Origin of the sequence: Halosolutus amylolyticus (assembly GCF_023566055.1) — an archaeon.
Taxonomy (GTDB): Archaea; Halobacteriota; Halobacteria; order Halobacteriales; family Natrialbaceae; genus Halosolutus; species Halosolutus amylolyticus.
Genome location: NZ_JALIQP010000003.1, coordinates 20,735 through 44,819 on the forward strand (window position 1 = coordinate 20,735; position 24,085 = coordinate 44,819).

A 24,085-nucleotide genomic window follows, 5' to 3' on the forward strand; every position below is an offset into this window, starting at 1 on the left:
GACTCGGCGGTACCGCTGCGGCGATCGGGACGCCGATGTTCGTCGATCCCTCGATCGCGCTGCAACTGGTCGCGTTCGCGATCCTGCTCGGCGGCATCTACGGGCTCGTCGCGCTCGGTCTGACGATGATCTTCGGGGTCATGGACGTCATCAACTTCGCACACGGCGCGTTGATGGTCGCCGGGATGTACACCGTCTGGTGGCTCACCAACGAAGGTGGCCTCAACCCGTTCCTGACGATCCCGATCGCTATCGTCGTGTTATTCGTGCTGGGACTCGCCATCCATCACGTGACGATCGCTCCGATCATCGAGGCACCCCAGGAGAATCAGTTGATCGTCACGTTCGGCGTCCTCTTGATCCTCGTCAGCGCGATCGAGATCGCGTTTTCGGCGGATCCACAGAGTCTCGACATCGATCTCGGGTCGATCGGTGTCGCCGGCATCTACCTTCCCGAGGGACAACTGTACGCGCTCGTGTTCGCCGTCGTGGCCGTCGTCGCCTCGTGGGGATTCCTCCAGTACACGCAACTCGGACGGGCGATCAGGGGGACGGCGGACAACAGGGACGCGGCCCAGTACGTCGGCATCAACGTGCCGCGGATCGATTACCTGACGTTCGGGCTCGGAGCGGCGCTTGCCGGTCTCGCCGGCGCGGTGATCCCGCTGTTCCAGCAGATCAACCCCCATCTCGGGGACGCCTACCTGATCAACGCGTTCGTGATCGTCGTGCTCGGCGGACTGGGATCGTTCCCCGGCGCGTTGCTCGGCGGGATGATCATCGGCTTCGTCCACGTGTTCGGGCAGTTCTTCCTGCCAGGGTCGGGCTACCAGATCGCGATCTTCCTGATCTTCATCCTGGTGCTCCTGCTGAAGCCCGAGGGACTGCTCGGAGGTGAGACTCATGAGTGAGACCCAGTACGGTCGTCTCGATCGCGCTCGATTGCGGTATCGCCGGTTCCGCCAGCAGTGGTATTCCACGCCGATCGTACTGACGGCGATCTTCGGCGCCCTGCTCGTCTTGCCGTTGACGCTGAACCTGTACGCGTTCGGCTTCAGTCTCGGGACCTGGATCAGCGTCCACATGCTGATCATCACGCTAGTCTGGGCGACGACCGGCCAGGCGTGGAACATGATGTCCGGCTACACCGGCCAGTTCTCGTTCGGGCACGCCGCGTTCTTCGGCCTCGGCGCCTACGGGACGATCCTGTTGCTGAACGTCGTCGGGCTGAACCCGTGGCTCGGGATGCTGGTCGGCGCAGTCGCCGCCGGGCTCTACGGACTGGTGATCGGCGTGCTCTGTTTCCGCTACGATCTCCGCGGGCACTACTTCGCGCTGGCCACGCTCGCGTTCGCGGAACTGATCCGGTATACGTTCAACACGGTTCCGCAGCTGGGCGGGGCGAGCGGCTTCTACAAGCCGCTCCCGCGAACGTACGCGGACGGGTTCGGGCTCGCCGCGTTCCAGTTCGAGGGCGTGCTCCCGTACTACTACGTCATCCTGGCGTTCCTGATCGTCGTGACCGTCGTCTCGCTCGTCATCAAACAGTCCCGACTCGGACTGTACCTGTTCGCCATCCGCGAGAACGAGAACGCCGCCGCTGCCGTCGGCATCCCGACGTACCGGTACAAGCTGCTGGGAACCACGGTGAGTGCCTTTTTCACCGCCTGGGCCGGCGCGTTCTGGGCCATGTACTTCGATACGATCCGGCCGGAGACCGTCTACGACATCCTCGTCAACGTCGAGGTCCTGTTGCCGGCGATCGTCGGCGGTATCGGCACCGTCATCGGGCCGATCGTCGGCGCGTTCATCGTCATCCCGCTGAGCGAGGTCGCCCGCATCCTCGTCGACCTCTCCGGGTTCGACCGCATCATCTACGGCGTATTGCTGATCGGGATCGTCCTCTACAGTCCGAAAGGTGCGGTCTCCTGGCCGGGACGGTTCTTCGAGGTGCTCGAACGAAACGGGCTGTACGAGAACGCAATCGACGACGGGGCCGAAACCGACGAATGACCCGGGCCGACGCGCTCTCGTCGTTCGTCGCCACGCTGTCGTTCGAGGACCTTCCAGCCCCCGTTCGCGACCGCGTCGGACTCGTCGTCGCCGACACCGTCGGCGCGATCGTCGGGGGCGCACCGACCGACCCGGTTCGGACGCTTCGGGAGCAGTACGTCGATCGCGATTCGGGACCCGCGTCCGTCCTCGGAACGACGGCGACGCTCCCGCGGTCCCAGGCCGCGATGCTCAACGGGATCGCCGGGACGGTCCTCGAACTCGACGAGGGGCACAAGCGGGCCGCCGGTCATCCGGCGATCCACGTCCTGCCGGCGGTCCTCGCCGTCGCCGAAGCCGACGATGGCTCCGTCGCGGACCTGACGACGGCGTTCGTCGCCGGCTACGAAACCGCCGTTCGCGTCGCGCGGGCGTGCCAGCCCCTGGCCGACGGCTACCACCCGCACGGAGTCTGGGGCGTCGTCGGTGCGACCGCGGCGATCGCGAACTACGAGGGTCTCGACGACGAGACGGTCGCGAACGCGCTCGCCATCGCGGCCAACCACGCCCAGCAGACGCGCTTCGAGGCCGCGCTCGAGGGTGCGACGGTCAGGGACACGTACGCCGGAATGGTCGCGCCCGACGCGATGCGGGCCGTCGACCAGGCGCGAGCCGGATTCACCGGAATCGAAAACGGGGTTCGGACGCACCTCGAGCACGTCGCGGCCGAGCCGATCGACGACGTTCCGACCGACGCACTCGGCGACCGGTGGGAAGTCCTCGACGGCTACTTCAAGGTTCACGCGGCGTGTCGGTACACGCACCCGGCACTGGACGCGATCGACGACCTCTCGATCGAGAGTTCGATCGACGCCGACGACGTGGACCGGGTGACCGTCGAAACCTATCCCGCCGCGGCCACGCTTTCGGATCCGGAACCGACGTCGCGACTCGCCGCGAAGTTCTCGATCCCGTTCGCGGTCGCGTCGCGAATCGTCCACGGTCACGCGAGGAAAGCGGCGTTCGAACCCGCGGCGTTCGAGGAGTCGGTGTACGATCTCGCGGGACGCGTCGCCGTCGAATCGACGCCGGAATTCGCCGACGCCGTCCCGGAGAGTCGGGGCGCGCGCGTGACGATCGATCTCGACGACGCGACGCGATCCGCGACGGTTCGTCACGCCCGCGGCGGCGCACAGCGCCCGTTCGACGAGGCGCGCCTCCGCGAGAAGTTCCACGCGCTCGTCGACCCCGTCCTTGGCCGATCGGACGCCGAGGAGGCGTGGACGACGCTCCGGACGCTGTCTCCGACCGACGTGCGATCGCTCTGTCTCTCGACGCGACCGGACGGGGCGGAGTGAGTCGCCCCGACGACGATCGTCCCGTTCGATCGAGAAGCGGTGTCACCGTCGGGACGTTCGGTCGATGCCGATCGGTCCGCGATCGGTCGCGACACCCCGTCGGTTCGCGGGACGTTCGTGCTCATTCGAGCGGCCCATCCGATTATAGTAAACATTCATATATAATATCCTAATTGGTATATACTGATACGGCCCGATCGTGCGAAACAGGTGGCTTCTGCTCCACAAGTACGGTACAGAAGCTCTATGTGTGAGATATTGGGGCGATACGAAAACCCAACTCCGTCTCGATTCAGATGATGGGGTTGCTACCAGGTCTACCGTGGTAATCGGCTTACTAGAGGCTCTGTAATCCTCGTCTGTATCGACCCCCATCGAGAAGTACAGATCATCGGCAAAATCCATTTGAATTCTTATGAATGCCTTATTATATCGTTTTTAACTCATTTTTCGGGTGGGCTGTGGCCAACCGGACCGAACCCTGGTCACCGCTCCACCGATCGATCAGGGCTCGAACTCGTACACTACCGTCACGCTCGCGCTCACGGTCACCGGATCGGCGTCGAACGACGTCTCGGGCGCGGCGCCGTCCGCGCTTTCCGCGACGTCGTCCGCCGCGTATCGGACCGAGCCGATCCGCACGTCGCTCGTCGTGACCGATTTCGTACCGGTAATCTCGACCTCGCGATTGGCAGCGACGTGTTCGGCCTCGCTATCGGCGTTGTCGAGCGCGTCGTCGAGTGCATCGTTGCGCAGGTCGTCGCGCGTCTCCTCCTGCAGAGTGAAATTCACGCGGCCGACGTCGTCCGCACCGGCCTCGATCGCCGCGTCGACGACCTCGCCGACGCGGTCCACGTCGTCGATCGTGAGGTGGAACGATCGCGACCCGCGGAAGCCGTCCCCGGTGCCCTCCCGGTCCCGATCGGGGTGGACGCGATACCGGCCTTCCTCGACGTTCTCGTCGGGAAGGCCGAGGTCGTCGAACGCCTCCCGGAGCGGTTCTGATCGCGTGGCCAGTTCGTCACGGACCGCCTCGGCCGTGTCGCCGCGTGCTTCGATGCCGACACTGACCGTCGCCCTGTCCGGATCGGTTTCGACCTGGCCGTCGGCGCTGACGGCAATCTCGTACTCGGTCTCGTCAGTGGTCGTCGTACCCTGGTTCTCGTCGCTACTGAGGGCGCTTCCGGCACAGCCTGCCATCGCCGTTGCGACACCGACGCTCGATGCCGCGAGGAACTGTCGTCGATCCATATCCGATCGCTCTCGTGCCAGTGAAAAAACACCTCGTCAAGCTCAAATGAATCTTTGAGTGATGCTATAGTAGCAACTGAAACGATTTACACACTGATCGCAAAGCCGTCCTGCGATCAGGTGTGCATTGACTTTCAGTTGCTACTATATTCCCGTCGGACGGGTCAGGTACTTGTCGCGACACGTTGTCACTGACGGTACGGCGACGCTTCACCCCATGCCACCCGATCGCCTCTTGCTCCCCGTCGCGAACCCGGACACCGCCGATCGACTGCTCGACACGGCGATCGACGTCGCTCGCGATCGCGCGCTGGAGATCCTCGTGCTGTCGGTCGTCACCGTCCCGGTCCAGCTCTCGCTCGAACAGGCGCGCCGCGAACTCGAGATCGACGATCGCGAGGCGCTCGTCGACGACGTGGTCGGGCAGGCCCGGGCGAACGGCGTCGACGCGACGGGACGGATCAGGTTCGCCCGCAACGCGGCGACCGCGATCTGTGGCGTCGCCGAGGACGACCCCGTGTCGACGATCCTGCTCGGCTGGCGCGGCCGGCCGCGCCGACAGGACGTCATTCTCGGGAGCACGATCGACGCGGTGCTGACCGACGCGCCGTGTGACGTGCTCGTCGAGCGACTCGACGAGGGGCCGGCCGGGGTCTCGTCGATCCTCGCCCCCGTCGCCGGCGGGCCGAACACCGATCTCGCCGCCGAGACCGCTGGGTCGCTCGCGCGGGAACGCGAGGCTCACGTCGAACTGGTCACGATCGTCACGGACCGCGACGACGACACCGTCGCCGACGCACGGGACCTGCTCGCCAGCACGGAGTCGGCGCTGGGTGCCGTCCCGTCCGTCGAACGGACCGTTCTCTCGGGGCCGGTCGTCGAGACGATCGTCGATCGGACGGCGCGCCACGACGTGACCGTCGTCGGTGCCGCCGAGGGCGGCTTCCTCCGGCGCGTGCTCGTGGGTAGCGTCCCGGAAGCCGTCGCGCGCGGGGCCGACAGTACGGTCATCATGGCCAGGCGCAACGAACCCGTTTCCCGGGCGCTCTGGCGGCGGGCACGCGATCGGATCCGGTGGTGACCGGCCGCTCGACGAGTACCGGGATCGCGATCGCACTGACAGTCCCGTCGATCAGGCGTCCTGGAGCACGTCGAAGGCGAAATCCGGCCGGTTCGTGACGAGGACGTCGAGATCGTGTTCGAGCACGTCGCGGATAGTCTCTTTCGTGTCGACGAGTTTCCAGACGCCGGCGGTGAGCCCCCGCTCCCGCGTCTCGTCGACGAAGGTCGGCACGCCGTGAGGGGCGTAGTGCGTGAACGCCGCGTCCGCACCGGCGGCCGCCGCGTCCTCTGCGAGCCACGGCGTCGGCACCGAGCCGACCAGTCCGGTCGAAACGCCGGCCCCCTGTGCCGGGTCGAGCACCGGCGCGTCGAACGCGATGATCGTGGTCCGATCGGTGAGGCCGTGCTCCGCGACGGTCTCGAGGACCGCATCGGTGTAGCCGCCGTCTTTCAGTTCCAGGTAGATCGACGCGTCCGAGGGCGCGATCGTTTCGAGCGCCCGATCGAGCGTGACGAGCGGTTCGCCGTCGACCTGGGCACCCTCGATCTCGTCCCAGGGCGTGTTCCGGATCCAGCCGTGTCCCGTCGAGTCCCAGTCGAGGACGGGGTCGTGGAACAACAGCAGTTCGCCGTCGCTGGTCCGTCGCACGTCGAGTTCGACGCCGTCGACGCCGACCTCGAGTGCGCGCCGGATCGCGGCCTCCGTGTTCGGCGGTGCGAGGCCCTCCGCCCCGCGGTGGCCGACGATCTGCGGTCGATCGGACGTCACCGATCCGGACCCGATCAGCGGCGACAGTCCCCAGACTGCGACGCCCGAGACTCCCGCACCCATCCCGGCGAGCAGGCGTCGCCGCGAGACGTCGGGCCGGGAGGAAAATGACATATTCGACGTCTCTCAGTGCATCCATATCAATGTTCTTCCGACGAAACGACGGTCCGTGTGATACACGTTGTCGGGTTTTCGGCCGATCCGGGCTCGCCGATCGGCCGTCGATCCCGGTTCGAACTGCGCCCGCTCCGAATCCGGAACAGCTTTGCTGTCAACTCTCCAAGGTAGCGGCGTGAGTCGTCTCGAGCGCGTCACCGCCTGGCTACGTGCCCGTCCAGTCCTCACGGTCTTCCTGTCGCTCGCAGCCGTACCGACCTGCCTCGCGGCCCTCTCCTTTCGCCAGCCAATCGGGCTCCCCAACACCGTCCTCTCCGGGCTCGAACTGCTCTTCTCGCTGCTGGTCTACGCACCGGTCGCCGGCATCCGGTCGTGGCTGCTCGAACCGATCGGGCTCGACGCCCTCTTTGCCGTCCCCGGTCTCCAGCAGACCCTCGTGTTCGTTCTCCTGCTCGGGTTCTACTACGTCCTCAGCCTCTCGATCGTTCGGATCGGCACGGCGATCCGGACCCACTACCGGACCCGGACGTGACGACCGACGGTCAGAGACGCACCGCGCCGATCAGGACGGCGACGAGAGGCACGGCGACGGCGGCGTGAACGATCACCAGCACCGCCTGTCCGACCGTCGAGACCCCCATCGAGGGGGCAACGACGAGCACCGGGGCCAGCATGGCAACGAAGACGACGGCGGCGAGTGCGACGAAGTTCCGGGTTGGGCGGGCAGTCACGCGAGCCAGTACCGCGTAGGCGACCGCGGCCCCGGCGCCAGCGAAGACGATACTGGCGATCGTCGGCCCGGCGGTGAACGGGCTGTCCGGCCCGGAAACGCCGAGGTCGATGCCGAGAAGGGTGACGATCCCGAGAACGAGCAGGCTCGCGGCGATGGCGACAACGACGCCGATCGTCGTCCGACGGACGAGGTTGCTCGCACTCGTTGCTACCGGGTATCTCGTGTCAGTAATTCTCATGAGAGTGGTAGGCAGGGGTCGGATATAAACTACGCACTCGCCGATCGGCCGGAACTCGGTTGTGGGAAATACTCTTGCGCGTTGCTCAGTCGTGTCGAAAGCTCCGCTGACCCGTAAACGCCATCGCCATGCCGTGTTCGTCCGCGGCTTCGATCACGTCGTCGTCGTTGACCGACCCGCCGGGCTGGACGACCGCCTCGATGCCCGCCTTCGCGGCTTCCTCGATGCCGTCCGGGAACGGGAAGAACGCGTCGGAGGCCATGACCGCCCCGTCGCCGTCCTTGCCCTCGGCGTGTTCGTCGGCCTTCATCGCCGCGAGCCGAACCGCGTCGACGCGGGAGACCTGCCCCATGCCGATCCCGACCGTCTCGGTGCCGTCCGCGAAGAGGATCCCGTTCGATTTGACGTGCTTGAGCGTCTGCCACGCGAACACCATCGACTCGAGTTCCTCGTCCGTCGGTTCGCGCTCGGTCACGACCTCGAGGTCGTCGACGGCGATCGACTGCAAGTCGCGTTCCTGGACGAGTCGGCCGCCGACGATCGGCTTCTCGGTGAAGCGTTCCGTCACCTCACCCAACTCATCCACGTCGAGGACGCGCAGGTTCTCCTTCTCGAAGAGCACGTCCAGCGCGTCCTCGGTGTAGCCCGGCGCGACGACGACCTCCTTGAAGGAGTCGACGATCTGCTCGGCGGTCTCTGCGTCACACTCCCGGTTGAGCGCGACGATGCCGCCGAAGGCGCTCATCGGGTCCGTCGAGAGCGCCTTCTCGTAGGCCTCGGCCAGCGAGTCGGCGGTCGCACAGCCCGCCGGGTTGGTGTGTTTGATGACCGCCGCCGCGGGCGCGTCGAACTCCTTGATGAGGTTCAGCGCGCCGTCGGCGTCGTTGTAGTTGTTGTACGACAGCGCCTTTGCGCCCTCGTTCAGTTGATCCGCGTGGACGACGCTCGCTTCGTCGCAGGTGTAGTCAGCGTAGACCGCGGCGTCCTGGTGGGGGTTCTCCCCGTAGCGGAGGGTGTCGGCGCGATCGCTCGAGACGAGTCGGCGAGCGGGTAGCCCCTCGGCATCGGGTGCGTTCGGGGTGTCGGCGTCCACCGTCACCTCGCTCGCCTCCGTATCCACGTCGACGGCACCCTCGGCGAACCACTTCACCGCACGCGGATAGGCGCGGAACTCACCCTCGTAGAGGACGCGCTCTTTCAGCGTCTCCTCGTCGTCGCCCTCGTAGACCGGGATCGGCTCCTGGGTGACGATCGGGCCGCCGTCGACCTCGCCCTCGACGATATTCCCCTCCTCGTCGGTCGCGTCGGTGACGACGTGGACCGTACAGCCGGTGACCGAGACGCCGGCGTCGAGCGCGTCGCCCCACGCGTCCATCCCGGGGAACGACGGCAGCAGCGCGGGGTGGACGTTCAGCGTCGTCGGCTGGGCGTCGAGGAACGTGTCCGAGAGGATCCGCATGTAGCCGTCCAGGCAGACGAGGTCGAACTCGTGGCCCGAAAGCGCCTCGTTGACCGCCTGCTCGTGCTCACGGCGGCTCATGTCGTCCTCGAGCGGGACGACCTCGGTCGGAATCCCACGCTCGGCGGCGGCCTCGAGCACCGGCGCTTCCTCGCTGTTCGTCAGCACGACGGCGAGTTCGGCCCCGCCCGGGGCTCGATCGGCGATGTTCAACAGGTTGCGCCCTCGGTTGCCGGCCATCCCGGCGATTCGCGTCATGGTCGGAACCCCACCCGCGAAGGCCAAAGTGGTTGCGGTCTCGATCGGCGAATTATACACGATCGTGGTTATATTTGCGCCAATACTCGATCGCATGCGTCGAAATATGCACACTCGTGGCTCCGACTTTCGATACCCTTTTGCGCGACGCTGGAAAGAATCGGACGATGACCGACACCGACGCCCTGTACGCCGTCTCGCCGCTGGACGGCCGCTACGGTAGCCGGACCGCACCGCTGTCACCGTACGCCAGCGAGGCCGCGCTCATGCGGGCCCGCGTCCGCGTCGAGGTCGAGTACCTGATCGCCCTCGCGGACCTGGACGTGACGCCGCTCGAACTCGACATCGACGACCGCGAACACCTCCGGGGACTGTACAGGCACTTCGCGGAGGAGGACGCCCAGTTGATCAAGAAACTCGAGACGGAGGGCCACGCCGGCTTCGAGGCGACGAACCACGACGTCAAGGCAGTCGAGTACTTCGTCCGCCACCGACTCCCGGAAGACAGCGATGCCTCGTCGTGGATCCATTTCGGGCTGACCAGCGAGGACGTGAACAACCTCGCCCACCGACTGCTCGTCCGCGACGCGGTCGACGAGGTCCTCCTGCCGGAACTGTACACGGTCCAGGACGCACTCGCGGAAATGGCCCGCGACTACCGCGACCTGCCGATGCTCGCGCGCACTCACGGCCAGCCCGCGACCCCGACGACCTTCGGCAAGGAGATGGCCGTCTACGCCGCCCGCCTCGGGCGCGCGACGGGCCGCATCCGCGAGGCGACCGACGCCCTCGCCGGCAAACTCGGCGGCGCCTCCGGGACCTACGCCGCGCACGTGGCGGCCTACCCCGACGTGGACTGGCAGGCCGTCGCCGAGGAGTTCGTCACCGGCCTCGGCCTCGAATTCGAACCGCTCACCACGCAGGTCAACCCCTGCGACGACCTCGCGGCACTGTTCGACGCGTTCCGCGGCGCGAACGACGTCCTGCTGGATCTCGACCTCGACATGTGGCTCTACGTCTCGGATCGCTACCTCGGCCAGGAGGCCGTCGCGGGCGAGACCGGGTCGTCGACGATGCCCCACAAGGTCAACCCGATCGACTTCGAGAACAGCGAGGGGAACCTCTCGAAGGCGAACTCCGACCTCGGATTCCTCGCCGACTACGTGACGACGTCGCGGCTCCAGCGCGACCTCTCGGACTCGACGGTCAAGCGCAACATCGGTGCCGCGTTCGCCCACTGCCTGATCGGCTACGGCAAGACCGCGGCCGGCCTCTCGAAGGTCGTCCCGAACGAGCAGGTCATGCGCGAGGCCCTCGAGTCGACCCCCGAGATCATCGGCGAAGCGGTCCAGACGATCCTGCGCCGCGAAGGCCAGGAAGACGCTTACGAGCGCGTCAAGGCCGTCACCCGGGGGAAGGACGTCACGATCGAGGACTTCCGCGAACTGTTCGACGACTTAGACGTCGACGAGGACATCCGCGAGGAACTGCACGCGCTTACGCCGGCGGGGTACACCGGCGTCGCGAGCGACCTGGTCGACGACGTCGAGCGGTAACCGGTCGCGACGGGCGCCGATCGGAGTCTTTGTAAGCCGATATGCGGAACCGAGGGTACGAACCCGAGATGAGTGACAGTCCCACGTCCCGGTCCCTCGACGCCGAATACGTCGGCATCGCGCTGGTCCTCGTCTCGGCGATCGGGTTCGGGACGCTCGGCATCTTCGGGACGTACGCCCAGCGGGCGAACCTCTCGATCCCGACGGTGCTCGTCTTTCGCTTCCTGCTCGCCGGCCTCCTCGTCTGGCTCTTCCTCGCGTGGCGGGGCGAGGCGACGATTCTCCGCGGTCGGCCGCTGTGGATCGCCCTCGCACTCGGGGCGATCGGCTACACGGCCCAGAGCGGGCTCTACTTCCTCGGACTGGAGTTCATGACCGCCGGCCTGGTCGCGATCGTCCTCTACACGTATCCCGCGTTCGTCGTCGTTCTCGCGGTCGCGACGATCGGCGAGCGGCCGAGTCGGCCCATGCTGGTCGCGCTCTGTCTGGCCTTCGCGGGCATCGTCCTCGTCACCGGTGCGAACCCGGCCGGTGCGTCGCTCGTCGGCGTGATCGTCGTGCTCGGCGGCGCGCTCGCGTACGCCTTCTACATCACCGGCTCGAGGGCGGTACTCGACGCGGTCGATCCGATGGTCCTGACCGCGTACGTACTGCCCGCCGCCGGGGCGTCGTACGTCGTCATCGGCACCGCGTCGGGGCAACTCGCGGTTCCGACGGCCCCGTCCGCGTGGGCGATTCTGCTCTCTATCGCCGTCTTCGCGACCGCGGTCCCGGTCGTGACGTTCTTCGCGGGTCTGCAGTACGTCGGCGCCAGCCGGGCGAGCATCGTCAGCACCGCGGAACCGCCCGTGACGGTCGCCCTCGGTGCGATACTGTTCGCCGAACCGGTCACGGCGACGACCGTCGTCGGCGGCGTCCTGATCCTGACCGGCGTGATCGTGCTCGAACGGGAGTGACGAGGCGCGGACGAGGTCGATCGGATCCCCGTTCGGTTTCGATAGTCTCTGGAAATGGTTGTGACCGATCGGTCCATCACTCGCGTCGAAACTGACGTATCGACGACTATCTTTTATTACCTGTCATGTGGTATGATGGTTCGTACCATGGAATACCACCACGGGGATCGGCTCACACACGCGGGTGCACTTCCGACGATGGCGGCCGATCGGTACGGGGAGAAGACGGCGTTCTCGTTCATGGGGAGCGAGCAGAGCTACGAGGAGTTCGAGTCACAGGCGAACAGCGTCGCGAACGTCCTGGTCGACCACGGCGTCGAACCGGGCGATCGGGTCGGCCTGTTCATCCCGAACACGACGCAGTTCCCGTCGGCCTACTTCGGGATCCTCAAGGCGGGCGCGGTGGCGACGCCGCTGAACCTGCGGATGGATCCCGAGACGCTCGGGTACGTCATCCAGGACGCGGGCATCGACACGATGATCGCCTCCGCGTTCCTCGCGGAGGAGGCCCAGGAACTCGCGGCGGCCGCGGGCGTCGAGACGCTGTTCCTGCCCGGCGTCGCCGACGAAGAGCGCGGGGTCGTCAACTACTCGCACGCGACGATGGAGGCCGACGAGACGTTCGACCCGATCGATCGCGAGATGGACGATATCGCCGTCCAGCCGTACACCAGCGGCACGACGGGCCGGCCGAAGGGCGTCCTGCTCAGCCACCGGAACGTCCTCTCGACGCTCGAGAGCTACAGCCGCGGCGGGCTGGCGATCGACGCCGACGACTCGATCCTGCTCGTATTGCCGATGTTCCACATCTACGCGCTGAACGCCCTGATGGGGTCGTTCGTCTATCGCGGCGCGACGATGGTCCTGCAGCCCGAACCCGATCCGGTCGACATGCTCACAGCGATCGACGAGCACGACCTGACGAAGTTCGCGGGCGTCCCGGCGATGTACACCATGATGTTCCGGGAGTATCGCGAGAACCCCGACGAGTACGACGTCTCGTCGCTGGACGACGTCACCTGCGCGGCCGCGCCGCTGGCCGAGGAGGTCCGCCGGAGCATCGAGGAGGCCTGGAACGTGCCCGTCGTCGAAGGGTGGGGTATGACCGAGACGTCGCCCGGCGGCACGCTCGAACCGGCCCGCGGCGTTCGCAAGGAGGCCGGCTGTATCGGTCCGCCGTTGCCGAACATCGAGTTGAAGATCGTCGATCCGGCGACCCGCGAGACGAAGATCGCGCCGGACGACCTCGAACCGTTCCCGGATCCCGAGATCGACTTCGACGACGAGGAGGCGGTGACGGGCGAACTCGCGATCCGCGGGCCGAACGTCTTCGAGGGGTATCACAACCGTCGCGAGAAGACCGACGAGGTGTTCGACGACGAGGGCTGGTTCTACACCGAGGACGTCGCCCGCGTCGACGAGGACGGCTACTTCTGGATGGTCGATCGGGCCGACGACATGATCCTCACCGGCGGGAACAACGTCTACCCGGCGGAGGTCGAGGACGCGCTGTACGAGCACCCCGACGTCGCGGAGGCCGCGGTCGTCGCCGCACCCCACGAGGTGAAAGGCGAGGCCCCGGTCGCGTTCGTCGTCCCCGAGGCGGGATCGGACGTCTCCGAGGCCGACCTGCGCGCGTTCGCGCTCGATCGAGTCGCGACCTACGCCCACCCGCGGCGGGTGTTCGTGGTCGAGGAACTCCCCCGTAGCGCGACCCAGAAGGTCCAGCGCTACGTCCTCGAGGAGGAAGTCGAGGAGCGACTCGACGAACCGCTCCAGTCGACGGACGAGGAACTGTAGAATCGGCCCTCACTCGGGGAATCCGGAACCGACGATCCGACGCAGACAGGACGGCCTCCGCCCGGTAGATTCGTCCGCGGCGCACCCTAGATTCATCCTGCTCCGTCGTGTGGGACCCCTGAGACGCGCCCCAGCGCACCGATCGAGTCGGCGCGCCGGCCTGCTCGGTTCTCGAACCGGCGGCCCCGGGCCGTGCCTCCGAACGCGACTCCCCCACGACACGTATGAACCAGCGAACCCGCGTCACCGTCGCCGTCGGCGTCATCGTCCTGTTGATCGCGTCACTCGGGATCCAGGCGATCGCGATCGATCGGTCCCCGAACGTCGTCGACGAGGGCGACAGGTATCCGGGGAACACGCTCGTCGGCGTCCACTCGTTCTCCAGCGAGGGGCGTATCGTCGAACTGTCGCCCGACGGCGAGGTCGTCTGGGAGTGGTCGGTGCCGGACTCGCGCGTCTTCGGCGTCGAACGACTCGACGAGCGGACGGTGCTCGCGGCCGTCGCGGTCAGGATCCCCGACGACGACTGCGACGCGGAGTACCTCGAGTACGAGGAGGAGGACGAACACTGCGTCCACAATCGCGTCGTCGAGATCGACACCGAGACGGACGCAGTCGTCTGGGAGTACGACTGGTACGACGAGTTCATCGCCGACCACGAGGTCCACGACGTCGAGCGCCTCGAGAACGGCGAGACGGCGATCGTCGACACGGGGGCCGATCGCGCGTTCACCGTCGATCGCGACGGCGAGATCACCTGGGAGTGGCAGGCCGAGGAGCACCTGACGCCCGGCACCCCGTTCTACGAGGCGTACGGCGGCCCCGAGAAGGAGGGAGAACACGACGACTGGACGCACGTGAACGACATCGATCGACTGGAGAACGGCAACTTCCAGTTGAGCATCCGCAACTTCGACGTGATCGTCGAGGTGGACCCGGAGACCGACGACGTCGTCGACGTCATCGGTACCCCTGGCGATCACGACGTCATGGCCAGACAGCACAATCCACACCGCATCGAAGCCGCGGAGACGATCGTCGTCGCGGACAGCGGGAACGATCGCATCGTCGAACTCGACACGGCGTCCGAAGAACGCGTCTGGCAGTACACCGGCCCGCCGGGCGATCGCCTCCAGTGGCCCAGGGACGCCGATCGATTGCCCAACGGAAACACGCTGATCACGGACACCCGGAACAACCGCGTGCTCGAGGTCAACCCTGACGGCGAGATCGTCTGGCAGTTCCACGATCCCCGCGGCGAGGTGATGCCGCAGCCGTACGAGGCCGACCGGGTCGGCGTCGGCGAACGATCGGACGTCCCGCCGGGGTCCGAACTGACCGACGTCGACGGCGAACCTGGCCCAGTCGAGTCGACGGTTCGGGAGTGGGAGGCCATGGCCCGATACGTCTTCCCGACGTGGATGCACCTCCCGCAGCTACTGCACGTCGTCGGCATCGCCCTCGGCGCGCTGTGGCTCTGTGCGGAGGGGGCCGTCTTCGCCTGGCGACGGCTCACCGCCGATCGGCGGTGAGCCGTGGTCGGTCGTCGGCGATCGGCGATCGGTGATCGGGACGCGATCGCTCATCGGGATGCCTCGTCCGTCACCGGGATGCCTTGTACGTGAGAAACACCGCCGTCCCGAGCGCCGCGGCGTACCACAGCGTCCCCACGCGGATCACGATCGTGGCGGCCGCCGCGACGGCTTCCGGGTAGCCGAACGTAACCAGCACGCCGACCATCGAGGCCTCCGCGGCCGCGAGTCCCCCGGGGAGCATCGACACGGCGCCGACGACCGATCCGAGACCGAAGACGAACAGGCCGATCACGACGCCCGCCTCGACGCCGAACCCGTCGAGTACCAGCCAGAGCGCGACTCCCTCGAGCCCCCAGGCCGCGAGGCTGAACAGGGTCGAGACGACCAGCGGACGGACCTGGAACAGGCGGTACGCGCTCTCGTAGAACTGTTCCAGTTCGGACGCGTGGCCCCCGACGACCGGGAGCGACTCGAGTCGATCGAGGATCGCCAGACAGGCCCGTCGCCACTGGAGCAGGCCGATCCCGGCCCCGATGGCGCCGAGGACGACGACGATCGGGAGCGACGATCGGCTGTAGACGACCAGTCCGAGCGCGGCCATCGCGCCGAGGGCGACGAGGTCCGTCACCCGCTCGGCGCCGACGACGGAGGTGGTCTTGCTCGCGGGCACGCCGCGGTTGTCTCTGAGGAACCACGCCTTCCAGACCTCGCCGGCCTTCCCGGGCGTGACGACCATCATCAGACCGCTGAAGAAGGTGATGGCGCTCGCGTCGAGCGGAACGTCGACCTCGAGGTACCGGAGGTAGTAGTGCCACTTGGCGAACCGGAAGCCGTAGCCGACGGTCGTCAGGCCGAGGACGGCCGCGAACGTCCGCCAGTCGACGGCCACGAGGGCGCTCGTCACGTCGCCGACGTCCGCGTAGACGGCGAGACCGAGGAAGACGACGACCGAGAACAGCGCCGTCACCCAGACGCCGTGGTCGCGGACGACCGCCCGGCCGCGATCGACGACGGTCTCGCTGTAGTCGCTCATCGCCGCAGCATTCCCCCCGACGTGAGGCTCGCGACGGCGCGACTGGAGACGGTCCGGAACTGGTGGAGTTTCGTCGCGACGTGTCCCGAGAGGTAGCGTCCGCGGCCGCCCGGTCGCACGCGCCCGTCGCGGACGGCGTCCGCGAGCGAGCCGCCGCCCTCGACGCTGGTGTACGCCCGGCCGACTTCCATCGGGAAGTGCGCGTCGCTCCCGCCGGTCGCCGGCAGGTCGCGGGCGGTCGCGAACGCCGCCGCGCGATCGTTGAACCGGCGGCGGACGCACCGGGAGTTCACCGCTTCGACGCCGTCGACGGCGGCCGCGAGGGCGTCGAGGTCCGTCTCGTAGTACTGTCGTAGCGCGTCGAACGGGTGCGAGAGAACGGCGACGCCGCCCTGCTCGTGGACGCGATCGACGACCGTCAGCGGGTCGGTCCGGGGCGGCGCCTCCGTGACGTCGATCGCGAGCAGGTGCCCCTCGGTCGTCGTCACCTCGACCCCGGGGACCACGTCGAGGTCGTCCGGCGCGGCGTCTCGAACGGCGTCGACGTTGGCGAGCGTGTCGTGATCGGTGACGACGATCCCGTCGAGTCCGGCGTCGGCCGCCGCCGCGGCCACGCGATCGGGCGACGCGCTCGAGCAGGGCGAGGCGTCCGTGTGCACCTGGAGATCGTACCGTTGCGTCATGCTGGTCTCGATGTGGAGCGGTGTGTTCGAGTCACGTGATCAGCCCGAGTAGTCGGACCGGAACCTCGTAAAGGACCGCGACGACGAGCAGTCCCCAGACGGCGAGATTGACGAGAAACGGGTGATCTCCGAAGAGGAACGTCGGGTCGCCGCCCAGATTTTGCGTGTGAGCGAGGAAGTGGTAGCGGAAGGCCGCGAAGAAGGCGAACGGGAGCGTGGACATCATCCACAGTCCGCCGCGGAAGAACGTGTACAGCGAGTAGGAGACGACCAGCGCGGCGAGGACGACGACGAGCAACTGGTCGAGGATCTCCTCGGTGTACTCGGCGAGAGTCCCGCGCGACGCGGCCGGATCGTCGCTGACGGCCATCTCGTGGCGGCGCTTTCCGATCGCGAGCATCAGGGCCCCGAGGAACGTACAGACGACGAGCCAGGGACTCAGGTAGACGTCGATGGCGACGACGCCCGCGATCGCCCGCAGGACGAACCCGATCGCGACGATCATCACGTCGACGATGACGATTTCTTTCAGAAACGAGGAGTAGAGGGCGTTCTGGCCGAGGTAGGTGAGCACGACGAGGAGGAACAGCGGGCCGACGTACCACGAGAGCGCGAGGCCGACGACGAAGAGCACGAGCGCGAACGACACCGCGACGGGGATCGGGACCTGTCCGCTGGCGATGGGACGGTGCTTCTTCCGCGGGTGGTTTCGGTCTTCCTCGATATCGAGAATGTCGTTGCCGATGTATGTCGTCCCCGCGACGGCACAGAATGCGACGATTCCGAGGGCGACGTTCGTGACCGCGATCGGATCGAACAGACTCCTGGAGAAGACGAGCCCCAGAAGCAGCACGCTCTGCTTGTACCACTGCCAGGGGCGCATCTCCTTTACCAGGCCGGAAAGGGTTACCACGACCCGACTCCGGGTGGCATGGGCGCGGGCCATCTGTCCCTATCGCCCCACGCAGGACGGCAAAAAGATCCGGCTTGCTTGTGACCGATTCACGGGTATACCCTGACGCTAATCGGCGGTAAGTACCGGACGAACGGTCGTCCAGAGCGGCAGGGGGGGGCACCGAGCGTTCGAATACTTCGCTTCGAGAAACGAAACCGAACGACCGGGTGTGATACCCGGTCCGTCGAACGTCCGTACCAGCCGTGTGGTGCGCTTACGTGCCACGTACTCGAGCGACCGGATACGAGCGGGACGGCCGGTACCGTAATGTACCATTGCGGTGTGAACAACCGCTGACCATCGTCCCGTTTCTACGACGCGAAACGATTGCTCGTCTCGAAGTCGGCGTCCGTTCAGTCGCACCGCCGTGGCCCCGGGATTCTGAGCTGTATAAGGAGTATTCCGCCAGTACAAGAGCCGCTACTCGGCGATACACTATTGGGGCACCGTATTGACGTCCCGCCTGAAATCACGATGAGCGATAGCGAGCACGCCACCGACGACTCGAACGGTTCGGTTCTCGTGACGGGGGGCACCGGTTTCCTCGGCCTCCACACGTGCCAGTACTTCCGCGATCGGGGCTGGGACGTCACTGCGCTCGATCTCAAGCCCTTCGAGGAGGAAGACGACACTGATGGCCTCGGGTTCGTCGAGGGGGACGTCCGGAGCGAGAGTGACGTGGCCGACGCGATCGAGGAGAGCGGTGCCACCGCCGTCGTGCACGCGGCGGCCGCGCTCCCGCTCTGGGACGCCGATCGCATCCGCGAGACGACCATCGACGGAACGCGGAACGTGCTCTGGGCGGCGAACGAACGCGACGTCGATCGGGTCTGTTACATCTCCTCGACCGCGGTCTACGGGACCCACGACGAACACCCCATCACCGAGGAGTCACCCCTGGATGGGGTCGGCGCCTACGGCGAGGCCAAGATCCAGGCCGAGAAGGTCTGCCAGGACTTCCGCCGCATGGGGATGTGCGTCCCGATCCTTCGTCCGAAGACGTTCATCGGGCCGCAGCGACTCGGCGTCTTCCAGGTCCTGTTCGACTGGATCGAGGACGGCGCGAACGTCCCCCTCGTCGGGTGGGGGAACAACCGCTACCAGCTGTTGCACGTCCACGACCTCGTCACCGCTATCGAGTTGCTGCTCACCGGCGACGAGGCCGACGTCAACGACACGTTCAACGTCGGCGCCGACGAGTTCGGCACGATGAAGGAGGACTTCCAGGCTCCGATCGACCACGCGGGGACGGGCAAGCGAACGATCGGGACGCCCGCCACCCTCACGGTCGCGGTCCTCCGCGCATTGGAGAAACTGAACCTCTCGCCACTGTACCCGTGGGTCTACGAGACGGCCCACGAGGACTCCTACGTCTCCGTCGAGAAACTGAAACGCCTCGGCTGGGAGCCCGAGTATTCCAACCGGGAGGCGCTCGTGGAGACCTACGAGTGGTACCTGGAGCAGTACGAGGCCGACGATGCGGGTGACGAGACCGGCCTCGACCACCGCGTCGCGTGGGATCAGGGAGCCCTCGCCGTCGCGAAGAAGGTTTCACAGCACATCTGAGATGGCTGTGCGTTCACGTCTCCAGACCCGCTCCGACTGGGTCGTCATCCTCGGACCGATCGTCGCCGTCCTGTTCGCCGCCGGACTCGCGGACTATCTGCTGACCGGGTGGCCGCGGATCGCGACCGATCCGGCGTTCTTCCAGCACACGGGCTGGTATGTCCTCCAGGGCGGAATTCCGTACGTCGACGTCTGGGACGTGAACCCGCCGGTTCCGTTCGCCATCACGGCCGCGCTCGCGTCCGTCTCGGGCGGGAACATGCTCGTCCTGCACGGCCTGAGCGTGACGCTCACGGTGCTCGTCGCCGGCGCGAGCGTCATGCTCGTCGGGTGGGTGGCATACCTCGTGACCGGGCGGAACGCGGCCGCGATCGCCGCCGGTCTCACGATGCTCGTCGTCCCGGAACTCTTCCTCCTCTCCCCGGAAGGGGTTCGGGCGCAGTTCTACGCGCTGTTCTTCGGGACCCTGGCGCTCGGGCTGGCCCTTCGCGATCGGCCGTTTCTCGCCGGGGCCGCGGCGGCGCTGAGCGCCGGGTCGTGGCAGTCGGGTGTAGTTTTCGCGCCGCTAGTCGTCGGGATTGCGTACCAGCGAGCCGGTGGGAAGAACGCGCTCCGGGCGATCGCGGGCGGCGGCGTCGTGACCGGACTCGTCGTTCTCGCGTTCGCGGCCGCGGGCGCGCTCGTTCCGATGGTCGTCCAGGCGATCGTCGCGCCGCTGGTCGCGGGATCGTCGTACACCCTGTCCGAGAACGTCTACTCGATCCTGCTGGTGTTCGGCTACGGATCTCTGCTCCTCCCGGTGGCGCTGTTCGGCTGGGCCTATGCCGCCGTCCGCAACCGTCGGCGGCTGTGGTGGGTGCCGACGGGCGGGCTGCTCCTCGGCTACCAGGTGCTGTTCGTCGATCTCGACGGTTCGACGGACGCGTTGCCGTGGCTCGCGTTCGTCGCGATCGGCGTCGCCCTCGCCGTCGACCGTGTGCTCGTGTACGCGAACCGATCGGGGGCGACCGATTCCCGCAGTGCCGACGCGATCGGACCGTCCCGCTATCAGTGGACAGCCGTTGCGGCCGTCGTCGCAGTCGTCGGACTGCTCGTCCTCTCGGGGGTCGTCTGGCACCAGGGTTCGCCGTACCCGCAGTCGACGTTGCAGACGATGCAACAGGACGCCGAGGTGGAGGGGGAGCCGCCACCGATAACGCCGGCCGACGGCGAGGCCCCCTCGATGCAGACCATCTACTGGGAGCAACTCGAACCCGAGACCTGTCACTACCGGTTGAGCTGGAACGAAGTGCGATGGGTCGCGATGACCGACGATCGACTGGATAGACAGCACTGCGGCGGGTGGCCGAGTCGAACCGATCGCGGCTAGCGGGTCGGCATCTCCGGCGCGCGTCAGTCTTCCGGCGCGATCACCGGATCAGTCGTCGATTCGAGCGGTCTCGATCGCCGACGGCGATGCTCGGCTCTGCGTCCGCGTCCGTCTCCCCCTCCGCTGCGGTGCGTTCGAACCGGACCACCGTGATTCCGTTGTACTGGCGCTCCTCCACCGGCCCGCGGTACTCGTCGTGGGACGCCACCGCCTGGCTGATCCGCCGGTCGGTCGACGAGTCGGTGTACGAGAGGACGATCCAGACGTCGTCGTGGCCGTCGACGGCGCCCCGTATTTCGTCGGTCGACGCGTCGGGCGGGATTCGCACCGTGGTCACGTCCGATCGATCGACGTAGTAACCGAACGGCCGTTCCGCGAACGGTCTGCTCACGAGGACGACGTCGTCACCGTCGGCGGTCGCCTCGACGTCGGCGGCGGCCTCCCGCCACTGTTCTTTCTGGTCCGCCTGGTAGTACGTCGGGAGCGGCGCGACGAGGGCGACGAGGAGGACCCCGATCACGACGAACCGAAGCGACGACCGAGAGATCGTCCGGACCCCGACCGCGATCAGGAGGAAGAAGGCCAGCGACGCCCCGATCGAGTACCGATCCACGAAGATCGGCGTGACGACGTGCGAGAGGGCGATCGGGACGAGTATCGGCACGACGAGCCAGAGGAGGGTCAGGTAGACGGCGTTTACCGGTGAATCCTGTCGATCGGCCGCCGCCGTTGCGGTCCCGCGATCGCCCGAGAGCGCGAGGACCAGACAGCCAACGACGACGAGCGAAACGAGAAACGGGAACGACTCGCCGAACAGGTAGCCACCGAGATAGGCCGCGAACGTCTCTCTGACGGTCTCGGCCGTCGGGAGCGGAATCCACGAGACGTTGCTCGCTTCTCCTCCGTGTGCTGCTATCGTCCGGCGGAGCAATCGCACCACCCACGGAAGGAGGAGAGCGGCGGTGATCCCCTGGAGTGCGATCCAGCGGCGGAGCGTCAGCCGCGATCGGGGGACGATCCGGACGACGGGCCGAGAGAAGACGTACGCGTTCTGTGCGAGGATCGCGAACAGGCCGAACACGTGCGTGTACCCGAGGAGAACCGTGGAGACGGCGTACCCGATCTCGTCGCGGATACCGCCTTCGTCCCGCGGTTTCGCCGTCTGTAAGCGGACGAACCAGTAGAACGAAAGCACGGTCAACAGCGCGAGCAGATTGTACATTCGCACCTCCTGGGAGTACCAGACGTGGAACGGCGAGACGGCGACGAGCAACGCTGCGATCGCCCCGACCTCTCGGTCGAAGAGTCGGCGGCCCACCCCGTAGCAGACGACGACGGTGGCGACGCCGACGAGGGCCGACAGCAGTCGCGTGGCCAGTTCCGACGTTCCGAAGATCGCCGTCCATCCGGACAGGAGGAGATAGTACAGCGGCGGGTGCGGATCGTTGCCCGGCACGCTGACCAGGAGTTCGATCGGCGCGTTCGACGTGACGATGGTCACCGAGACGACTTCGTCGAGCCAGTAACTCTCGGACTCAAGCCGGAACAACCGAAGCGAAGCGGCGACGAGCGCGATCGGGTACAGTTCGATCGGGACGCCCGCCAGGGACCGATCGCCGTTTTGCTCCCCGTCCATCCAGGCCGTCGGGGACAGCGACATAGTACCGACTGCAACGATCCGGCGTATGAATGTTGGTCGACTACCGGAGCCTCCCAGCGAGAACAACTGCGACGAGAACGTCGCTCAGGTGGCTCCGTCGAAGTCGAATGGCAGGTCTGATCATTCCCGGACTATCGGGTCGTGGCGAAAATCAATCGTCTTGCTCGGTATTCGATGGTTGGACGTCCTCCGGTTGCGGCTGTAGCTGCCGGACGAGGTTCAGGTGCATCAGGTGAAGATGCATGCCGATTCCGTACAGAATCAGTCCCAGCCCGGTGAACGTAAGCGGCATGAGTACCGACTCGATTGCCCGTGATGTACTTTCGAGATTCGCGGGACACGCCGACAACGGCCAACAGAAACGCACTTAGGATGACTGCAAATCCCGCGCGGACGACACGGGAGTATCTCCCGACCTGTTGAATCCGTTCTCTGATCTCCTCTCGGGAGGGTGCCGGTTCACGAGCCATAGCTTACAGTTGTTCGAGGCGAAAGCCCACGACTTCAGTCGTGGGATGAAGCCGACAACCGGCGAAACGTTGATTGTCTCGGCGTCCGTGGGTTGTGATACCGAGTCCGGGGTAAGGATACGCACTCCACGCGGAGGTAGATGAAGCCCGCTATCCCGGTCGGGGGCCGCACTGGCACGGCCCACAACCCCACCGTGCGGTGCGACGAGTGGGGAACCTCTCGAAGTCGGGGTACGGTCTGTGACCGTGGAACCCCACGACTTCAGTCGTGGGAGGATGTCAGGACTCTCCCATTCTCCCTCGCGGAGGAGTTCCGCTCAATCTTCGGTCCACCACATGAGGTCCTCCTTTTCGGTGCCGCAGTTGGGGCATCGCTCCGGGAGTCCGCCGGCAATCTCCCCCATCTCACCGCAGCTCATGCATCGCCACATGAGGTGGGCCTCACCGAAGTCGTGCCCCGACCTGGCGTGTTCGATACTGAGCTGTTCCATGCCGTCACGCGTGGATACGAAGAACCCCCCTTTCTCGTATCCCCGTACAGTCCCGAGTAACTCTCCGTCGGTATTGTAAACGTTCTCTCCAAGAGCGACCGACTCTGCCTCTTGTGTCGCCTGTTCGTCTCCCTCTTCTTCGGGTCGTTCACCACGTCCACTCATAGTATCGTACTGAAGTCGTCGAAAGCCCACGTCGCCTCCCGTCTTGTTGTTCGTGAAAACAGGCATTCGTGTAGACGACCGGGTTTGGTTGGGTGTCTGTGACGAGGCCATACCGCGGCAGGAGTCGGCACACCACTCTCACGCTTGAGCGGCTTCAGAGCAGTTGTCGATGCGTTCTGCCGTTCGATCGGTCGCCCTCACGTGGTCGATTTGAGCTCCTGCCACTGGAGTGTGCTTCACCAGTTAGGTGGGCAAAGCTGGGGCCGGAACGTGCAGTCTGCGAAGCGAATGTTCTTGTACCGACTGGTTTTCCGGCTCTCTCTGAGACTGGAGGGGACCGAGAATCCGGTCATTGCGGACTGACGGGTGACCGTGACGGCTGACCTCGCGGACAGTTACCCCGTAGTAAGTACGGATGAGTTCAGCACGTCGGCGTCGTTTCTATAAGATGTTCTATATGAGGTTCGCACCCCGGTTATATATCGTTGGTATGAGTATTCGTATACATGGCTCACGCCCCAGAACGGCCGGAAAAGTACGTTTGCACAAATTGTCAGACGATGCACGCCGGGACAGTCACCGAACGAACCGATACCGGTCCTCACTACG

20 protein-coding genes are annotated in these 24,085 nt (G+C 66.2%); 11 read left to right on the top strand and 9 right to left on the bottom strand.

The window, feature by feature from the left end; all coding sequences use genetic code 11:
• Window positions 1-35: 35 nt before the first annotated feature.
• The 3 genes from MUN73_RS12645 to MUN73_RS12655 are packed head-to-tail and all read left to right on the top strand — an operon-like array spanning window position 36 to window position 3,350.
• Window positions 36-911, top strand: coding sequence for a branched-chain amino acid ABC transporter permease (locus MUN73_RS12645; RefSeq protein WP_382182727.1), 876 nt, complete (start codon window positions 36-38; stop codon window positions 909-911).
• Window positions 904-2,013 carry a branched-chain amino acid ABC transporter permease gene (locus MUN73_RS12650; protein ID WP_250140853.1) on the top strand — a complete coding sequence of 370 codons (1,110 nt, stop codon included), beginning with the start codon at window positions 904-906 and terminating at the stop codon, window positions 2,011-2,013. The genes MUN73_RS12645 and MUN73_RS12650 overlap by 8 nt, the downstream gene beginning before the upstream one ends.
• Window positions 2,010-3,350: an MmgE/PrpD family protein gene (locus MUN73_RS12655; RefSeq protein WP_250140854.1), complete on the top strand. Its 1,341-nt coding sequence runs from the start codon at window positions 2,010-2,012 to the stop codon at window positions 3,348-3,350. Before MUN73_RS12650 ends, MUN73_RS12655 begins: the two co-directional genes overlap by 4 nt.
• A gap of 504 nt (window positions 3,351-3,854) precedes the next feature.
• Here MUN73_RS12655 and MUN73_RS12660 read toward each other — a convergent pair.
• The gene (locus MUN73_RS12660) at window positions 3,855-4,601 is read right to left on the bottom strand and encodes an SIMPL domain-containing protein (RefSeq protein WP_250140855.1); all 747 of its coding nucleotides are present in this window, start codon (window positions 4,599-4,601) and stop codon (window positions 3,855-3,857) included.
• A 217-nt stretch (window positions 4,602-4,818) separates the two neighbouring features.
• On the opposite strand from MUN73_RS12660, the gene MUN73_RS12665 reads away from it, so the two are divergent.
• Window positions 4,819-5,682 (top strand): universal stress protein, encoded by an 864-nt coding sequence (locus tag MUN73_RS12665; RefSeq protein ID WP_250140856.1) that lies wholly within the window; start codon window positions 4,819-4,821, stop codon window positions 5,680-5,682.
• A 51-nt stretch (window positions 5,683-5,733) separates the two neighbouring features.
• On the opposite strand, the gene MUN73_RS12670 is transcribed toward MUN73_RS12665, so the two are convergent.
• On the bottom strand, window positions 5,734-6,546 hold the full coding sequence (locus tag MUN73_RS12670; RefSeq protein ID WP_250140857.1) for a glycerophosphodiester phosphodiesterase: 813 nt from the start codon (window positions 6,544-6,546) through the stop codon (window positions 5,734-5,736).
• A gap of 178 nt (window positions 6,547-6,724) precedes the next feature.
• Here MUN73_RS12670 and MUN73_RS12675 point away from each other — a divergent pair, with 178 nt between their 5' ends.
• Window positions 6,725-7,081 (top strand): hypothetical protein, encoded by a 357-nt coding sequence (locus MUN73_RS12675; protein WP_250140858.1) that lies wholly within the window; start codon window positions 6,725-6,727, stop codon window positions 7,079-7,081.
• A 10-nt stretch (window positions 7,082-7,091) separates the two neighbouring features.
• Here MUN73_RS12675 and MUN73_RS12680 read toward each other — a convergent pair whose 3' ends face one another.
• Both MUN73_RS12680 and purH read right to left on the bottom strand, forming a co-directional pair.
• Window positions 7,092-7,520, bottom strand: coding sequence for a DUF6069 family protein (locus tag MUN73_RS12680; RefSeq protein WP_250140859.1), 429 nt, complete (start codon window positions 7,518-7,520; stop codon window positions 7,092-7,094).
• An 85-nt stretch (window positions 7,521-7,605) separates the two neighbouring features.
• On the bottom strand, window positions 7,606-9,237 hold the full coding sequence (gene purH / locus MUN73_RS12685) for a bifunctional phosphoribosylaminoimidazolecarboxamide formyltransferase/IMP cyclohydrolase (protein WP_250140860.1): 1,632 nt from the start codon (window positions 9,235-9,237) through the stop codon (window positions 7,606-7,608).
• A gap of 167 nt (window positions 9,238-9,404) precedes the next feature.
• Here purH and purB point away from each other — a divergent pair, with 167 nt between their 5' ends.
• From purB to MUN73_RS12705, 4 genes are all read left to right on the top strand, one after another.
• Complete coding sequence (gene purB, locus MUN73_RS12690) at window positions 9,405-10,793, top strand: adenylosuccinate lyase (protein WP_250140861.1); 1,389 nt, start codon at window positions 9,405-9,407, stop codon at window positions 10,791-10,793.
• Window positions 10,794-10,861: 68 nt separating this feature from the next.
• Complete coding sequence (locus MUN73_RS12695) at window positions 10,862-11,749, top strand: DMT family transporter (protein WP_250140862.1); 888 nt, start codon at window positions 10,862-10,864, stop codon at window positions 11,747-11,749.
• A 147-nt stretch (window positions 11,750-11,896) separates the two neighbouring features.
• Window positions 11,897-13,549 carry a class I adenylate-forming enzyme family protein gene (locus MUN73_RS12700; RefSeq protein WP_250140863.1) on the top strand — a complete coding sequence of 551 codons (1,653 nt, stop codon included), beginning with the start codon at window positions 11,897-11,899 and terminating at the stop codon, window positions 13,547-13,549.
• A gap of 224 nt (window positions 13,550-13,773) precedes the next feature.
• Window positions 13,774-15,081, top strand: coding sequence for an aryl-sulfate sulfotransferase (locus tag MUN73_RS12705; RefSeq protein ID WP_250140864.1), 1,308 nt, complete (start codon window positions 13,774-13,776; stop codon window positions 15,079-15,081).
• 70 nt (window positions 15,082-15,151) lie between these two features.
• On the opposite strand, the gene MUN73_RS12710 is transcribed toward MUN73_RS12705, so the two are convergent.
• From MUN73_RS12710 to MUN73_RS12720, 3 genes are read right to left on the bottom strand one after another with little or no spacing between them, the layout of a single operon-like run.
• Window positions 15,152-16,117, bottom strand: coding sequence for a lysylphosphatidylglycerol synthase transmembrane domain-containing protein (locus MUN73_RS12710; RefSeq protein ID WP_250140865.1), 966 nt, complete (start codon window positions 16,115-16,117; stop codon window positions 15,152-15,154).
• Entirely contained in the window at window positions 16,114-16,800 is a 687-nt protein-coding gene (locus tag MUN73_RS12715; protein WP_250140866.1) for a PHP domain-containing protein, read from the bottom strand. The genes MUN73_RS12710 and MUN73_RS12715 overlap by 4 nt, the downstream gene beginning before the upstream one ends.
• 31 nt (window positions 16,801-16,831) lie before the next feature.
• Window positions 16,832-17,746 (bottom strand): decaprenyl-phosphate phosphoribosyltransferase, encoded by a 915-nt coding sequence (locus MUN73_RS12720; RefSeq protein ID WP_265339232.1) that lies wholly within the window; start codon window positions 17,744-17,746, stop codon window positions 16,832-16,834.
• Between the two features lie 483 nt (window positions 17,747-18,229).
• Between MUN73_RS12720 and MUN73_RS12725 the strand changes: the two genes are divergently transcribed.
• Entirely contained in the window at window positions 18,230-19,321 is a 1,092-nt protein-coding gene (locus MUN73_RS12725; RefSeq protein ID WP_250140868.1) for an NAD-dependent epimerase/dehydratase family protein, read from the top strand.
• A 1-nt stretch (window position 19,322) separates the two neighbouring features.
• Window positions 19,323-20,690, top strand: coding sequence for a DolP-mannose mannosyltransferase (locus MUN73_RS12730; protein ID WP_250140869.1), 1,368 nt, complete (start codon window positions 19,323-19,325; stop codon window positions 20,688-20,690).
• Between the two features lie 40 nt (window positions 20,691-20,730).
• Here the strand turns inward: MUN73_RS12730 and MUN73_RS12735 are convergent, their stop codons facing one another.
• Both MUN73_RS12735 and MUN73_RS12740 read right to left on the bottom strand, forming a co-directional pair.
• Window positions 20,731-22,350, bottom strand: coding sequence for a glycosyltransferase family 39 protein (locus MUN73_RS12735; protein ID WP_250140870.1), 1,620 nt, complete (start codon window positions 22,348-22,350; stop codon window positions 20,731-20,733).
• Between the two features lie 787 nt (window positions 22,351-23,137).
• The gene (locus tag MUN73_RS12740) at window positions 23,138-23,476 is read right to left on the bottom strand and encodes a DUF7130 family rubredoxin-like protein (protein WP_250141349.1); all 339 of its coding nucleotides are present in this window, start codon (window positions 23,474-23,476) and stop codon (window positions 23,138-23,140) included.
• Window positions 23,477-24,085: the final 609 nt, after the last annotated feature.

What these genes read in the sequence shown, in the direction of transcription:
- MUN73_RS12730 (WP_250140869.1), top strand. Translation starts at nt 19,323, where the DNA reads ATGGCTGTGCGTTCACGTCTCCAGACCCGCTCCGACTGGGTCGTCATC.
- MUN73_RS12695 (WP_250140862.1), top strand. Translation starts at nt 10,862, where the DNA reads ATGAGTGACAGTCCCACGTCCCGGTCCCTCGACGCCGAATACGTCGGC.
- MUN73_RS12670 (WP_250140857.1), bottom strand. Translation starts at nt 6,546, where the DNA reads ATGTCATTTTCCTCCCGGCCCGACGTCTCGCGGCGACGCCTGCTCGCC.
- purH (WP_250140860.1), bottom strand. Translation starts at nt 9,237, where the DNA reads ATGACGCGAATCGCCGGGATGGCCGGCAACCGAGGGCGCAACCTGTTG.
- MUN73_RS12720 (WP_265339232.1), bottom strand. Translation starts at nt 17,746, where the DNA reads ATGGCCCGCGCCCATGCCACCCGGAGTCGGGTCGTGGTAACCCTTTCC.
- MUN73_RS12680 (WP_250140859.1), bottom strand. Translation starts at nt 7,520, where the DNA reads ATGAGAATTACTGACACGAGATACCCGGTAGCAACGAGTGCGAGCAAC.
- MUN73_RS12740 (WP_250141349.1), bottom strand. Translation starts at nt 23,476, where the DNA reads ATGAGTGGACGTGGTGAACGACCCGAAGAAGAGGGAGACGAACAGGCG.
- MUN73_RS12705 (WP_250140864.1), top strand. Translation starts at nt 13,774, where the DNA reads ATGAACCAGCGAACCCGCGTCACCGTCGCCGTCGGCGTCATCGTCCTG.
- purB (WP_250140861.1), top strand. Translation starts at nt 9,405, where the DNA reads ATGACCGACACCGACGCCCTGTACGCCGTCTCGCCGCTGGACGGCCGC.
- MUN73_RS12645 (WP_382182727.1), top strand. Translation starts at nt 36, where the DNA reads ATGTTCGTCGATCCCTCGATCGCGCTGCAACTGGTCGCGTTCGCGATC.
- MUN73_RS12700 (WP_250140863.1), top strand. Translation starts at nt 11,897, where the DNA reads ATGGAATACCACCACGGGGATCGGCTCACACACGCGGGTGCACTTCCG.
- MUN73_RS12735 (WP_250140870.1), bottom strand. Translation starts at nt 22,350, where the DNA reads ATGTCGCTGTCCCCGACGGCCTGGATGGACGGGGAGCAAAACGGCGAT.
- MUN73_RS12665 (WP_250140856.1), top strand. Translation starts at nt 4,819, where the DNA reads ATGCCACCCGATCGCCTCTTGCTCCCCGTCGCGAACCCGGACACCGCC.
- MUN73_RS12650 (WP_250140853.1), top strand. Translation starts at nt 904, where the DNA reads ATGAGTGAGACCCAGTACGGTCGTCTCGATCGCGCTCGATTGCGGTAT.
- MUN73_RS12710 (WP_250140865.1), bottom strand. Translation starts at nt 16,117, where the DNA reads ATGAGCGACTACAGCGAGACCGTCGTCGATCGCGGCCGGGCGGTCGTC.
- MUN73_RS12725 (WP_250140868.1), top strand. Translation starts at nt 18,230, where the DNA reads ATGAGCGATAGCGAGCACGCCACCGACGACTCGAACGGTTCGGTTCTC.
- MUN73_RS12715 (WP_250140866.1), bottom strand. Translation starts at nt 16,800, where the DNA reads ATGACGCAACGGTACGATCTCCAGGTGCACACGGACGCCTCGCCCTGC.
- MUN73_RS12655 (WP_250140854.1), top strand. Translation starts at nt 2,010, where the DNA reads ATGACCCGGGCCGACGCGCTCTCGTCGTTCGTCGCCACGCTGTCGTTC.
- MUN73_RS12660 (WP_250140855.1), bottom strand. Translation starts at nt 4,601, where the DNA reads ATGGATCGACGACAGTTCCTCGCGGCATCGAGCGTCGGTGTCGCAACG.